The sequence below is a fragment of the Mesorhizobium sp. ArgA1 genome (assembly GCF_053714375.1).
In genome coordinates, this window is sequence record NZ_JBSKBQ010000041.1 from 1 (window position 1) to 12,878 (window position 12,878).

At 60.9% G+C, this 12,878-nt stretch carries 10 protein-coding genes and 2 pseudogenes; 4 read left to right on the forward strand and 8 right to left on the reverse strand.

The features are described 5' to 3' along the window. Positions 1–843: 843 nt before the first annotated feature. The 6 genes from ACWGTI_RS31210 to ACWGTI_RS31235 form a co-directional block, all read right to left on the reverse strand. A complete protein-coding gene (locus tag ACWGTI_RS31210; RefSeq protein ID WP_454578776.1) occupies positions 844–1,830 on the reverse strand; it encodes a cytochrome-c peroxidase in 987 nt (328 codons plus the stop codon). A 108-nt stretch (positions 1,831–1,938) separates the two neighbouring features. Further along, on the reverse strand, positions 1,939–2,520 hold the full coding sequence (locus ACWGTI_RS31215) for a helix-turn-helix domain-containing protein (RefSeq protein WP_454590528.1): 582 nt from the start codon (positions 2,518–2,520) through the stop codon (positions 1,939–1,941). Positions 2,521–2,904: 384 nt separating this feature from the next. Continuing rightward, positions 2,905–3,792 (reverse strand): alpha/beta hydrolase, encoded by an 888-nt coding sequence (locus ACWGTI_RS31220; RefSeq protein ID WP_454590529.1) that lies wholly within the window; start codon positions 3,790–3,792, stop codon positions 2,905–2,907. Between the two features lie 11 nt (positions 3,793–3,803). Then, complete coding sequence (locus ACWGTI_RS31225; RefSeq protein WP_454578779.1) at positions 3,804–4,571, reverse strand: coniferyl-alcohol dehydrogenase; 768 nt, start codon at positions 4,569–4,571, stop codon at positions 3,804–3,806. Positions 4,572–4,595: 24 nt separating this feature from the next. Then, a complete protein-coding gene (locus ACWGTI_RS31230) occupies positions 4,596–6,068 on the reverse strand; it encodes a benzaldehyde dehydrogenase (protein ID WP_454590530.1) in 1,473 nt (490 codons plus the stop codon). A gap of 412 nt (positions 6,069–6,480) precedes the next feature. Beyond that, positions 6,481–7,604, reverse strand: a protein-coding gene (locus ACWGTI_RS31235) for an IS630 family transposase (RefSeq protein ID WP_454590531.1) whose coding sequence is annotated in 2 segments (ribosomal slippage) — positions 6,481–7,475 and positions 7,475–7,604 — 1,125 coding nt in all. Because the reading frame shifts where the segments join, the coding sequence is not laid out codon by codon here. Between the two features lie 45 nt (positions 7,605–7,649). Here ACWGTI_RS31235 and ACWGTI_RS31240 point away from each other — a divergent pair. Next, positions 7,650–7,955: a LexA family protein gene (locus ACWGTI_RS31240; RefSeq protein WP_454590532.1), complete on the forward strand. Its 306-nt coding sequence runs from the start codon at positions 7,650–7,652 to the stop codon at positions 7,953–7,955. A 240-nt stretch (positions 7,956–8,195) separates the two neighbouring features. Here ACWGTI_RS31240 and ACWGTI_RS31245 read toward each other — a convergent pair. Beyond that, positions 8,196–8,565: pseudogene (locus tag ACWGTI_RS31245) on the reverse strand (transposase); the annotation flags it as partial. Between ACWGTI_RS31245 and ACWGTI_RS31250 the strand changes: the two are divergent. Both ACWGTI_RS31250 and ACWGTI_RS31255 read left to right on the forward strand, forming a co-directional pair. After that, positions 8,554–8,996: pseudogene (locus ACWGTI_RS31250) on the forward strand (transposase); the annotation flags it as partial. The pseudogenes ACWGTI_RS31245 and ACWGTI_RS31250 overlap by 12 nt on opposite strands. A gap of 872 nt (positions 8,997–9,868) precedes the next feature. Continuing rightward, positions 9,869–10,231: a hypothetical protein gene (locus ACWGTI_RS31255; RefSeq protein WP_454590533.1), complete on the forward strand. Its 363-nt coding sequence runs from the start codon at positions 9,869–9,871 to the stop codon at positions 10,229–10,231. A 215-nt stretch (positions 10,232–10,446) separates the two neighbouring features. Here ACWGTI_RS31255 and ACWGTI_RS31260 read toward each other — a convergent pair whose 3' ends face one another. Further along, positions 10,447–11,118, reverse strand: coding sequence for a 4'-phosphopantetheinyl transferase family protein (locus ACWGTI_RS31260; protein ID WP_454590534.1), 672 nt, complete (start codon positions 11,116–11,118; stop codon positions 10,447–10,449). Between the two features lie 1,141 nt (positions 11,119–12,259). On the opposite strand from ACWGTI_RS31260, the gene ACWGTI_RS31265 reads away from it, so the two are divergent. Beyond that, a complete protein-coding gene (locus tag ACWGTI_RS31265) occupies positions 12,260–12,787 on the forward strand; it encodes a VOC family protein (protein ID WP_454590535.1) in 528 nt (175 codons plus the stop codon). Positions 12,788–12,878: the final 91 nt, after the last annotated feature.

Here is a 12,878-nt window from a genome sequence, read left to right on the forward strand (position 1 = left end):
CGGATCCAAGCGGCGGCAGAAGGGACTGGCGAAGGCCGGCAACGCCCGCGTACGCCGCGGCCTGATCCAACTTGCCTAGCGCTCTCTGCGGTTCCAGAAGGATAGCGTACTGGCCCTATGGTATCGGGCGCGAACGGAAGGCCCGACCGCCGCACGCAAAACGAAGACTATCGTGGCGCTCGCCCGTAAGTTGCTCATCGCCTTGTGGCGTCTGAGCACGATCGGCGAGATACCGGACGGGATCATGCTTCGGCAACCTGCGGCGTGAATAGAGCGAAAAACGAACGACCCAGCAAACCCGGGGTAGGCACTGTCGTGAAGGTCCACATTCCAATCGGCAAATATAGATTGGGCTCATAGACGGCCTGGCGCTTACCTTCATGCGCAATTGCCCGCGTATCAGCTTGCGCGCTCTGGCGCGCGCGACGGCAGGAAGATCGGGGTGATGTTGTCCGGTATGCTCATCCTGAGATTGTCGCGCGCTTCTCATCCAGATCGTCGCGCTACAGGGATGTTCATTTTGACAGAAGTGAGATGCGTGCGAGTCCGGGAGGGATTGTTCAGATGAGCGCGATAGCCCCCGTGTTGGCGATGGCCGTGCGCACACGGTCGCTGTCTTGGGCTGTATCGACATTTCCGGAACTGGCGCTGAGGAGGCAAGTTGGACCGAGACAGGACGGTATCCCCTGCGAATCGGTTTGTTGGGGAAAGCTCGTTCGTCGCCTGTGACTTGGTGACAGGCTCGGGCTGCCGGCTTTTTGAACTCGCGGTAAAGGCGTTGTAGAGAGCCGGTCGCGGAGGCAAACGGCGGCTGGCAATCAACCCATCACCAAACTCATGCGATCACGGCGCTGGCCGGGGTGTCGTGGCGACGCTCGGCGGCAGTGTCGGGTAAGTCACCTGCGGCTGGTCTCCGGTCAGTGCCCGCAAGAAGGCGATGATATTTAAGACTTCCTCAGGGCCCAGTTGGATGCCAAGCTGGGTCTTGCCCATCACCGCCACGGCCTGCTCCAGGTCCCACGCACGGCCGCTGTGGAAATATGGGGCGGTGAGTGCGACGTTTCTCAAGGTCGGGACCTTGAAGACATACTCGTCATCCACGTTACGTGTCACCTGGATGCGACCTTTATCGTCGGGCGGCAGGAAGTCCCAGCTGGGCTTCTCGACCACGCCAAAAGGAGCGTACGTGCCGCCGCCGACATTGATGCCGTTGTGGCAGGAGGAGCACCCCTTATCGATGAAAAGCCTGAGGCCTTTCTTCTCTTCAACGGTGAGCGCGCTTTCGTCACCCTCGAGATATCGATCGAACGGCGCATTGGGTGTGGTCAGCGTCGCCTCGAACACGGCAATCGCCTTCCCGATGTTGTGGTAGTCGAGAGGATCGATTTCATCTGGGAAGGCTTTGCGGAATGCCTCCACATAGCCCGGAATGCCCTTGAGCTGGTCGACGGCGTGCTCAGGGGTGCTTCCCATCTCGATCGGGTTGGCGATGGGCCCGCCGGCCTGCTCCGTCAGGTCGACCGCCCTACCGTCCCAAAACTGAGCGGTGTTGAATACTGAATTGAGCACAGTTGGCGCGTTGCGGCCGCCGCGCTGCCAATTAAAGCCAATTGAGGTGGGGCGGCCATCGGCGCCGGCGCGCCCGATTTGATGACAGGTGTTGCAGCTGATGTTGTGCGCCTCCGAAAGTCGCGGCTCGAAATACAGCATCTTGCCCAGTTCGACCTTCTCTGCAGTCGCCGGATTGCCCTCAAGGGCAGGCGGGTCCTTGGGAACGGGGCTAAACAGCGATTTCGCTTTGTCGAGCAGATTGTCCTGACCCATCGCCATGGAGGTGAGCAGACAAGATCCGAGTGCAGCAAACCGAAAGTTCCACCCAGTTGCCAAAGAAGCCTCTCCTTTTAAATCCGAGACTGCGCGCCAAATGAGCGGTTCCCGTTACCAGCGGGGCGCGTCCTCGGCAGCATCCGCAGCGTGGCGAGGGAGAGGAGCAAAAATCGAGCCAGAGGCGGGGAAGAACTCGGACAAGTGTTTCAAACGGGCTTCCGGCCCGAGCTGGGTGCAAACCGGCGGCGGCAGCGTCGAGGCCTGACAAACCCGACAATGGGTGTTGCCCGGCGCATGCAGACACCGGTCCACACGATCTATGTCCGCGGCTGCCACGACGGCCACGCGTGCTAGCATCAGATGAGGCTTACGATCGGGGCGCCGCCGCGGAAGAGCTACTCGGTGGCTGTCGCCCGCAACGCCGGCCACGGCAACCGGCCAGCCAGACAACAGAGTCGCGCGTCCCCCGACAATCCTCCTTGACTGCACCACACACGCTGAGTGGTTGATATTACGTGATAGACTACAAAGGAAGGGCGACCGCCTTAGCGTCCACGGCGCGCTCTCGAAAACGTACCCGGCGCCGCGCTCGGTGCGTATATACTGCAGGGTCGAGCGGTGTGCCAGCTTACGGCGAAGGCGCAGGATCAGCACGTCGATACTCGATTGCTCGAAGGGTATCGAGAACTGCATCGTCGCCTTTCGCGATTTTCTGCGGCGCTACCAGTCACGTGTAAACAAGACGTTGCTGCTGCAAATCAGCCCGAAGTCCCGGAAATTATACCGGCATACAGGCTGCGGTTGAACTGTCGACCAGGAAGGGGGCGCCTTCGCCGAATATGCCCAGCGGGCCGGAGCGCGGGCCAATAAAGCCGACGCGGATCCCGCCTCGCCCTGGGCAAAGGCCGAGCGCTCGCTGGCCGGCAGGGTCAGTGTTGCGGCAACGCCGCCGGCTGCGGCCCCCACCGCCTTGATGAAGCTGCGTCAGGTGATACCCCTGCTACTGATGGTCTTGTAGATGCTCATATGTTCCTCCCTGAATTTCGGCCTCCCAACCGAGCTGCGTCAGTCGAAACGTCAGGTGGCGTGCCGCCGGACGAAGGCGCCCGCCTCTTCGATCGAGGCCATGCCTTCCTCCAGCATGGGCGCGAAGAGCTGCCAGGAGTGGCACATGCCCTCCCAGACTTTGAGTTCGGCTTTGCCTCCGGCGGCATTGATGCGTGCGGCGATGGTGATGCTGTCGTCGCGCAGTAGCTCCCACGAACCAACATGCACCTGCACCGGCGGCAGCCCCGAGACATCCCCGTAAAATGGCATGACCTTGGGCGAACGCCGATCGCCGGTGCCGACATAGACCTGGTTGAAGAAGTCCATCAGGTCGCGATTGAGCAACGGTGCGTCGGCCAGTGTGCGGTGGGACTCGCCTTCGCTCGCCAGATCCAGCGCTGGCGACATCAGCACCAGGCAGGCCGGCACCGGGGCGCCGCTGTCACGGGCCTCCACCGCAGCGGCCAGCGCCAGATTGCCGCCCGCCGAGTCCCCGCTCAGGACGACAGAGGCGGGCGCGTGGCCATGGTTGAGCGCCCAGAGATAGGCGGCATAGGCGTCTTCGTGCGCGGTTGGCGCGGGGTATTCTGGTGCCAGCCGATAGTCGACGCTGACCACCGTGGCGCCGCTCGCCTTGGCCAGATGCGTTGCGATCGTGCGATGCGAACGGGGCGAGCCGAACAGGAAACCGCCGCCGTGATAGTAGATAACCACCCGGGTCTCATCACCGCCCGGCAGGCAGATCAGTTCGGCCGAACAAGGGCCAACCGAGATGGTTTCGATCATGGCGCCTTCGGCAATCGGGGTCTGGGCGTTGATCGCCTCGAACCATTCCCGCAACTGCGGGGGCGGGGGGTTGGCAGGTGGCGGACGTTCGGCGCTTGGCTTGAGGATCAAATCGAGCTGTTCCTTGGACATGGTGGTCCTCCTCAGATGTAGGTTGATGCCAGCCCGCCATCGATCGGCAGGTTGACCCCGTTGATCCAGCGGGCGGCATCGGAGAGCAGGAAGGTCACCGGCGAGGCGATCTCGTCCCCAAAGGCGGGGCGCTTCATGCGCGGCGCATCGTTGGCCACGCGCTCGTCGCCCAGCATGGTGACGAAGTCGCCCAGGATCGGGGTAAAAACCGGGCCCGGCGCGACGCAGTTCATACGCAAGTCGAACCTGAGGAACCACTCCTGGGCCCGTGCAAAGGTCCAGACGATCAGCGCTTCCTTGAAATACTGGTAGCAGGTGTCCTGCGGGACCGGATTGGCCGCGAGCCAGGCTTCGCCTTCTGCAAAGCCGCCGACCGTCGACAGCGCCTTGTGCAGGGCTAGCCGCTGCTGCCACTCGCCGCCAAGGACCGAGGCAAAGTTGACGATCGATGCTCCGGGCTTCAGCCGGTCGATCGCCCCCTCCGTCAGGTGGCGCAGGCCAAGATAGTTGACCCTTCCGACTAGTCCCCGGGGGGCGGTGCCGGGAACGCCGGCCGCATTGACCAGCCCGTCGAATTTTTCCGGCAGCGCTGCGATCGCGGCGTCGATGCCGGCGGGATCACCCAGATCGGCCTTTACGAAACCGTCCAGGGTGATGAGTGGATCGTTGCGGTCGAGGCCGATGACGCGGGCGCCCAAGAAGCGGGCGAGCCGGGCAACTTCCCCGCCAATGCCTGACGAAGCACCCGTTATGATGATGGTCTTGCCTAAAAGATTCATGGCAGCATTCCTTTGCGTTGCGGATCACAACGGGTAGGCGGTGGCCTGGTCCTTGACCGATATCCACATCCACTGCGTGAATTCCTCGATATCGGCCGGGCCGCCGATGCGGCTGCCATTGCCCGATTTGCTGCGTCCACCGAAGGGGGCGAAGGGGCCACCATTGACGGTCTGATCGTTGATATGAAGTTGGCCGACATTGAGCTGTTCGCCCAGCGCCATGGCCCGCCCGACGGCGGCCGAAATCACCCCGGCGGCAAGGCCATAGTCCGACATATTGGCGATCTCGATCGCTTCCGCGTCCGAGCGGAACCGTACGATGCAAGCGACCGGCCCGAAGATTTCCTCCTCGAAGGCGCGCATGCCGGGCGCGACGCCATCGAGTACGGTAGCGGCATAGAACCGCCCGTCATGGGTGCCGCCGGCGAGGAGCTTGGCACCCCTGGCGACTGCGTCGTCCACAATGGCCTGGATGGTCGCAACCTGACCATCGGAGATAATCGGGCCAAGGGCGACGCGACCCGAGGAAGGATCGCCCGCCGGCAGGTGGCTCGCCTTAGTCACGAGCTTGTCGGTCAGCTCTGCGGCAATCGATTCATGAGCGAGGATTAGCCCGGTCGCCATGCAGATTTGGCCCTGATGCAGGAAGGCGCCCCAAGCTGCGTTGGAGGCGGCGATGTCGAGATCGGCATCGTCGAGCACGATCAGCGCATTCTTGCCGCCCAGTTCGAGCTGCACCTTCTTGAGGTGCTTGCCACAGAGTTCGCCCACTTTGGAGCCGCCGCGCGCCGAGCCGGTAAAGGAGACCATGGCGATATTGGGATCGGTGCAGAGCGCCTCGCCGGCATCGGCCCCGCCGGGCACGATCTGCAGCACGCCATTGGGCAGGCCGGCTTCTTCGAAGACGCGCGCGATGATGATTCCGCCGCTGATGGCCGTGCGCGGATCGGGCTTGTGGACGACGGCATTGCCCAGAGCCAGGGCCGCGGCAATGGCCCGGACCGACAGCACCAGGGGGAAGTTGAATGGCGAGATGACGCCGACCACGCCATGCGGCACCCGCTTGGCATAGTTGGCGCGGTCGTCGAACCCAGACAGGATTAGACCCGTTGGCTGCGTCGCTAGGCCCGCCGCATGGCGGATGAACAATGCGCTATGTTCGATCTCGATGCTGGCCTTGGGCTGGATCGAGCCACTTTCGCGAATGATCCAGCCGATCAATTCCTCGCCATTGGCGACGAGCAGGTCGGCCGCCTTGTTGAGGATGGCTGCGCGCAGGGTGGGCAAGGTCTTGGCCCAGGCACGCTGGGGCTGACGCGCCTCAGCAGCGGCACGGGCGATATCGGCGGGACCACCAAGGCCGATGCAGGCCAGCAGCACATCGGTTGCCGGATCGCGAACATCCAGCACACCTGCGGAGGTCGACTGCCAATCACCGAACAGGGCCTTGCCGGTCCACTTCTCGACAGCAATGAAATTGGGGCTCTGGATATTCATGACTTCGTCTTCCTCACGCCGTTAATGCGGCCATGTTCCTGGTGCCGGCCTGTGCCGGATTGCCGCGTCTGACGGAGAGGCATGGAAGGGGGCACGCCCGGTTGCTGGGCAACCTATGACGTCGGCGAACTAGCTTTTTTCGCGCGTCGCATTGGCCGTCACGAAGACCTGAAAGGTCAATGTGCTTCCACGCCCTCTTACTCAAACGGGCCTGCCAACTCAACTGCAAAGGCCGTGCCAGAAGCAGTCGATGCCGGCGCTGCGACGTGCTACTTCCGGGTCGAAGTCGAGTGGCGCCAAGCGGTTGGTCCCCAGGCCGGGAGTGCCATCGGCTCGCCAGAACCGAAGAGCCCTGCCGTGACCACCCGAACCGGTTCATTTCAGTAAATGCGCTAGTGGCTCTGCACAGGGATTATGACTCTTTGCCGGTGGGCTTTGGATAGGCTTTGGCCATTTTGAGGCGGGCCTGTTCGGTTGAGAACATCCAATTGATGCGGGCGCCGCTGTTATTTCGCTGGTTTTCCCACGCAGCGACCTCGGCAATGAGGCTGTTCCGACTTTCGATGCGGCGGTCGAGGCACTGACTGCGCAGGACGCCGATCTCGATCTCGACCATGTTGAGCCAGCTGGCGTGCTTGGGCGTGTAATGGAACTCCAACCGTCGCAGGATGCGTCGCGCCTCTGATGGCGGCAGGGCCTGATAGAGCGCGGCGGGCGTGTGGGTCGACAGGTTGTCGAGCACCACCCGGATGCGCACGGCGTGAGGGTAATGGAGATCGACGAGATCGCGCATGCAGTGGGCGAAGTCGTCGGCCGCGCGCCGCTCGGTGACCTTCACCTTGCGCCAGGAGCGGTGCGCATCGAGGAAGACGAACAGGTTGGCAGTGCCATTGCGTTTGTATTCGCAGTCGTAGCGCTCCAGCCGGCCCGGCGCGGGCGCGATCGGCTGGCGCACCTCGCCGATGAGCTGGGTCGGGCTTTCGTCGAAGCACACCACCGGCTGCTGCGGATCGGAGGCTTCGGTGTAGAGATCGAGCACATCCTCCATGCGCGCAACATACTCCGCGTCGACCTTGGGAAGGCACCACATGTCCTTGCGCCAAGGCTTGAGATCGTTCTCGGCCAGGCGACGGCGCACCGTCTCGCGCGACAGATGTTCGTGCTCGGTCAACTTGACGAACTCATCGGCCAGCAGCTCCAGCGTCCAGCGGGCACGGCCCGGTGGCGGGTTCGAGCAGGCCGTGGCGACCAGCAGAGCTTCCTCCCTGCCAGTCAGCTTGCGCTCCGCGCCGGGGCGCGGCTCTTCGCTGAGCGCCGCCTCCAGACCGATGTCCACGAAACGGCGCTTGGTGCGATAGACGGTGGAGCCGCCGACCACCACTGTCGCAGCAATGGCCCCATCACCCAGGCGGCATCGGCGGCGAGCAGGATTTGCGCCCGCTTGAGCTTGCGCGCCGGATGCCTGCCGCTTCGCAGCATCGCTGTGAGTTCGTCGCGTTCGGGTTGGTCGAGATCGACACGATAGCGTACATTCATCCAGAAGGCCTCCTTCGGTTGCGGAGGTTCCGGAAGAATCGGAAAATGAATCAATTACTTGACGGAAAGCCGCCAACCCGACCGCGCTTCACCGAAAAGCAGGGCCAGTATCTCGCCTTCATCTGGACCTACGGCCTGCTCAACGGTCGCTCGCCGGCCGAACGCGATATGCAGCGCTTCTTCGGCGTCACCGCGCCTTCCGTCCATCAGATGGTGCTCACCCTCGAGCGCACTGGATTGATCCGCAGGCAACCGGGCCTCGCGCGCAGTATTGAACTGCTCGTCGAACCCGACAGCCTACCCAGGTTACAACCCATCGAAACCGTCAAATCCTCTGTGCAGAGGTACTAGACGCTTTCATCAAATCTGAATTGTTGAGAGCCGGGGGAGCGCTCGTGAACAAAGCAGACCGGTTGATTTCGCTGACCGAGGCATCGCGCCAGGCGCAAGGCATTCTCAGTCGTGGCGCCAGTGGCGAGCTTGGCACAGGCGCCGCTCGGACTTGACCGAGGTGGTGCATTTCGCCCTCGGCAATGGCCGGATCTGGCTCAGCGACCAGCGCGTGGTGCTGACGCGTGCTGGGCTGCATGCGTGTACGATACAGGCTTGGACGGTCGTCGACGGAAAGACGGCGCCGATCGCCTCGGGGTAGCCCTTGAGGCCGTCGACGACAGCGATCAGGATGTCGGCTACGCCACGGTTCTTCAACTCGTTCATGACGCGCAGCCAGAACTTGGCGCCTTCGGTCTGCTCGATCCAGATGCCGAGGATCTCCTTGGCGCCATCGGGCAGGATGCCGAGGGCGATGTAGATCGCCTTGTTGCGAACGAGGCCCGTCTTCTTCGACGCGGTCCGGGTCAAGATCTAGAGACGAAGGCATAGCAGATCTCCAGCGGCCGGTTTTGTCAGTCGGCCACTTCTCCAGGACCGCGTCGGTGACGGCCGAGATCAGATCCGGCGCGTCTGCGCTCGCATCGAGGCAACCGCGATGGGCCTCGACATCCGCTTCGTCGTCACCAATCTCGACAAAGGCTCCGCCGAGCACATCTATGACGCGATCTACTGCGCCCGCGGCCAGGCCGAAAACCTGATCAAGATGCACAAGAGCCAGCTCGCCTCCGACCGCACCTCCTGCCGCTCACCGATTGCCAACCAGGTCCGTCTTGTCCTGCACATCGCCGCAAACTGGTTGATGCTCACCTTGCGCGAGGCGGTGCCCACGGCCCATCATCTGCGCAACGCCGAGTTCGCTACGCTGCGGCTCAGGCTGCTCAAGCTCGGCGCTCGCGTCATCGAAACCGTCTCGCGCATCCGTCTGGCCTTCGCCGCCGCCTGTCCGAGGCAAGTCTGTTCCCGGCGCTCGCCAGCAATCTGCTACTGGCAGGACCATGACCGCCGGGCAGCAAAAAGACGCCGCACCGACACCTGTCCACCATTCAGCGGCAAACTAACCCAGAGGCGTCAGTAGAGTCGAGTAAGGGCGAGGTGGCTTGGGCCGTGTTGGCATCGCTCCGTTTCCCTTCCCCGCTCATCAAACCGGTCGAGCGGATTTCCCGCACCAAATGTGCTCAAACACATTTTATGCGGGAATTCTGCACGTACGGATCTGTGCGGGGGGGCGCTCAGCAATGAGCGTCCCCACCGCGATCGCCTGCGGCGGCGCTTGCTGATGCTCCTACGGCCGCCCTATCAACCCGGTCTCAGGGCCACGAACTTTCTCCAGCACCGAACTGGCTTGGTCCCGATAGCGGGCATTTCGGTGCTTTCGCCTTGTACACCCTTCTTTGTTGGGGCCGCTTCGCGGCACGGCTGCGCCGACATGGATGTGCCTGGCGGCACATTTCTTGTGTGACTGGGGAGAGAGGCGCGCGGCCCTCTCTCCCAGCAAGCCGCCGCAGGCGGTTTCCCCCATCTTCCTCCGCTTCGCTCCGTGCAGACCGGGGAGACCCCTCCGCCCCCGGGACTTGCCCCCCGCTCCCCGCTGCTCGCCGCGTGGGCAGGGGTCAGGTGGCCTGACCCGTAGGGGCAGGGACGCCTGAAACCAAATCAAAGGAGCAAGTCATGAATACCGCTGAAATCACCATTCCGCTCGGCAAGCTTGTGCCGAGGAAAGGCCAACGTCCGCGTCAATTCCGAGGCAGGCAGGGCGGAAGTATCCCGATGAGCCTGGAGACGAGCTGGAAAGATACGTCTCTATAAGCGGATATGATGAAGCTTTGAGTATAATCCTTTCCGACCTAATAAAGGAGAGATACTTCCTTCAGGTGTCGCGTTGGGACAGACTAAAGTGTCTCGATCGCGTATTAGAGGATTTTCGGCGGTTTGTTGAGAACGAATCTTTAGTGGCCGACGGAACTAGATTGGTTATTGCTGGTCCCGATCCTGCTGGTGTATCGGATGATCCCGAAGCGGCTGAATATCTCTCGGAGTGCGAGGCTCATGCTGCGCGTCTGCCCCGGAAAGTCCGCCAGTACATCCGATTTGTCTGCGTGTCTATGAAAGATCACCAAAAAAACGCTGAGATCATCAGCAGACTTCAAGCTCGCGCTTTTGCGGTTTTTCAGCTTTCAAAAGAGGAGGGTTTCGGGCTTGCACTTACCAAAGCGCTCTTTAAATGTCGGCCGTAGTGGTCTCAGACGCGTTCGGGTTAAAACGGCAAATTCTCGATGGGGTCAATGGAATTGTTGTACAGAGTGAAGCCGCTAATGTCACCTGAAGTTCAGCGTGCAAGCCTGCATATTTGCCCGGTCAGAACAAAATAGTTCCTCCATTGCAGCCAACATCAACGAGTTCTCCGGCGCGCCTTTATGCTTGCGAAGCCGGAATGCCGAAAAATGTTATACTACGCGTCGCTAAATCGCGCGGATACCGCAAGAAATCCGCCTTCAAATTGCCGATAAATTCCTCCTATAATTCGACTTCCAAAAAACGCTGGTTTGTTTGCGTTGATAATCTTAGCCTCGAACGACCCGTCCGCATCGTCCGTCCCGACTATTACATCTTGAAAATCCAAGAACTCACCAGTCGCAGGCGCGTATGACTTGTATACGGCCTCCTTGATCACGAAGATCAATTTCGGGCAGAAGCGACCGCTTGACCACTCTTTACGCTCCATTTCCACAGGGGTGCATATGATTGGCAGGAGCTCCGCTTCAAGCGGCTCTTGATCTTCAATGTCTAGTCCCAGAGCGAGTACATTGCTGGAGCGTCCAGCAACTGCTCCGCAATCAGACGAAGAGTGGGAAATGCTCCCGACAACTCCCGAGGGCCAAAGGGGGGCCCGATCTCTCGACAAAATTGGAACAGGAGCAAAGCCTAGATGACGCAATGCCTCACGAGCGTGATGACGTCCCCAGCTGAACTCACGCCGACGGCGAATGGACACGTTCCCCAACATTTCAGCTTCATCGGGAAATGGCAGGGGAACCGGGTCACGTATCTGCCCGCCCGAAAAGCTAATGTCATCCCCCAAGGCTGCGCCGATAGCGCTCCCTAACGTAGCAAGCGTTTTCATAGCTGGGGCGCGCCCTTGTTCAGGTGATTGTGAAGGTGCGAATTTGCGGTATTATGGCGGCATCCTTATACTACATTGACGCTGAGGTCCGGCAACGAGGTGCAACTCTCACGTATCGCAGCTCGAGCCGTTCCCCTTATTCGTAGCATGCTGAGTGGGAAATTCCATCCATCGGGCGCAAACGCCAGCTTAAGGTCACAAGTGACTGAGGGTCCATAGCATCCGGAACGACGTCATGCTCTCCAAGCTCAATTGACGTCAGATCGGTATGAAAGCGCGATCCCTATACCATTGAGTGCCAGGGCACCACTCCGACAGACGCCAGTGAGGAGCGGTACGTTCAAGGCGCTTTTGCGGGCTGATCAGTTCAGACATTGCAGAGGCGGGCGCGCTCAGATCGCATCGCCCCCGAGTAGATAGCTCTCGTCGTGGTCGCTGCGCTGGTGGCGACGTGGTGTTGCTGATGGCGCTACTGACGGTCATGATCGCGCATTAGCCACCGAATGACGATGACATCCGTGGCGCCGGGTGCGCTCTTTTTAGCCGCTTTAGGAACTCCAGATCGAGCGCCTGTTTGCCGGCGAGGCGATCCAGGGTGGCAATTCGTGCGAGGTATTGCTGGACCAGAGGTTGGCGGTCTCAACTTCGTCGTCTCGCACGCTTGATGCTTCTGGACCTCCGGATTTCGACAGTGCGTGGCGCTTACCTCATTGATGTGGACTGCAACGAAGTACGCTCTTCTGTTCCAGGCGGGGAGGGACGACACCTTGGAGTCCGTAAGCAAGCGTCGTCCGCCACGGCGCCGCCAGCAAAGTTGGAGGTGGCCGCCGAGCCCTCGGTCGTGACGTCGCTTCGGCGACTTCATCGTTGCGTGGACGCTAGAGTCAGCACGGGAGGCGAGAGGCGTCTTGATGTCCATGTTGTTCTTCAAGCTGTGTCCGGTTCAAGACGTCCATGTCCAAACCCCGACATCAAGACCGAAGTATTCCCGCCGTCGTGGCGCGAAGCACATGGTTCCTTGGGGCAAGGCTCGCAGAATGTCTTTGGCATGCTGATTGCTAGACATTGCTGAGACCAGGAACCCGACCATTTGGCGGTCTCGCGGACGTGGCCCCAAGATTTCCGTGGATAGGAGATCATCATGAGAACGATCGGTTGCGAGCTGAATGACATTCAGACGTCTGCGAGTTCGCTGTCGCAATTCCGTAGGGTCGACCACATTGCGATCGCCGTGCTCGATCTTGAGGCCTCAATTAAGTTTTTTCGAGACGTACTTGGATTTGAATTGAAACGTCGGTTTCACATCAAAGGCCGAGGGACCGGTATGCGGTCTGCCGAACTCGAGAGCCGAGGCATTAGATTTGTTTTGTGTCAGGGCACTGAACCGGCTTCTCAAGTCTCGGAATTCGTGCGGCACCACGGCCTTGGAGTTGCTCATATCGCACTTGAGGTGGACGACGTGGATGCCACGGTAAAGACACTAAAGTCTCGCGGTCTGGGATTTGATACGGATGTTATTCGTGGTCCTGGACTGACACAGGCCTTCTCGAGTCGCTCCATTGAGACAGGCCTAAGCTTCGAAATCATTCACCGAGATGGAGAGAGTGGTTTCCTCGAATCGAATGTTCAGCAGCTCTTCGATCAACTTGAACGGTCTGGCAAATATTGAGCAAAAGCGCCTAGCACTACTTTGGCAGTTTAGGTTTGATGGCGTCTGCGAGCAGCTTCTCACAGTGAGGACATCTGCGGGGTGGCGGCCG

Bases quoted from the DNA above. Each gene is read 5' to 3' on its own strand.
- ACWGTI_RS31210 (WP_454578776.1), bottom strand. From the start codon at position 1,830: ATGGCGATGGGTCAGGACAATCTGCTCGACAAAGCGAAATCGCTGTTT.
- ACWGTI_RS31215 (WP_454590528.1), bottom strand. From the start codon at position 2,520: ATGCAGTTCTCGATACCCTTCGAGCAATCGAGTATCGACGTGCTGATC.
- ACWGTI_RS31220 (WP_454590529.1), bottom strand. From the start codon at position 3,792: ATGTCCAAGGAACAGCTCGATTTGATCCTCAAGCCAAGCGCCGAACGT.
- ACWGTI_RS31225 (WP_454578779.1), bottom strand. From the start codon at position 4,571: ATGAATCTTTTAGGCAAGACCATCATCATAACGGGTGCTTCGTCAGGC.
- ACWGTI_RS31230 (WP_454590530.1), bottom strand. From the start codon at position 6,068: ATGAATATCCAGAGCCCCAATTTCATTGCTGTCGAGAAGTGGACCGGC.
- ACWGTI_RS31240 (WP_454590532.1), top strand. From the start codon at position 7,650: ATGAATCAATTACTTGACGGAAAGCCGCCAACCCGACCGCGCTTCACC.
- ACWGTI_RS31260 (WP_454590534.1), bottom strand. From the start codon at position 11,118: ATGAAAACGCTTGCTACGTTAGGGAGCGCTATCGGCGCAGCCTTGGGG.
- ACWGTI_RS31265 (WP_454590535.1), top strand. From the start codon at position 12,260: ATGAGAACGATCGGTTGCGAGCTGAATGACATTCAGACGTCTGCGAGT.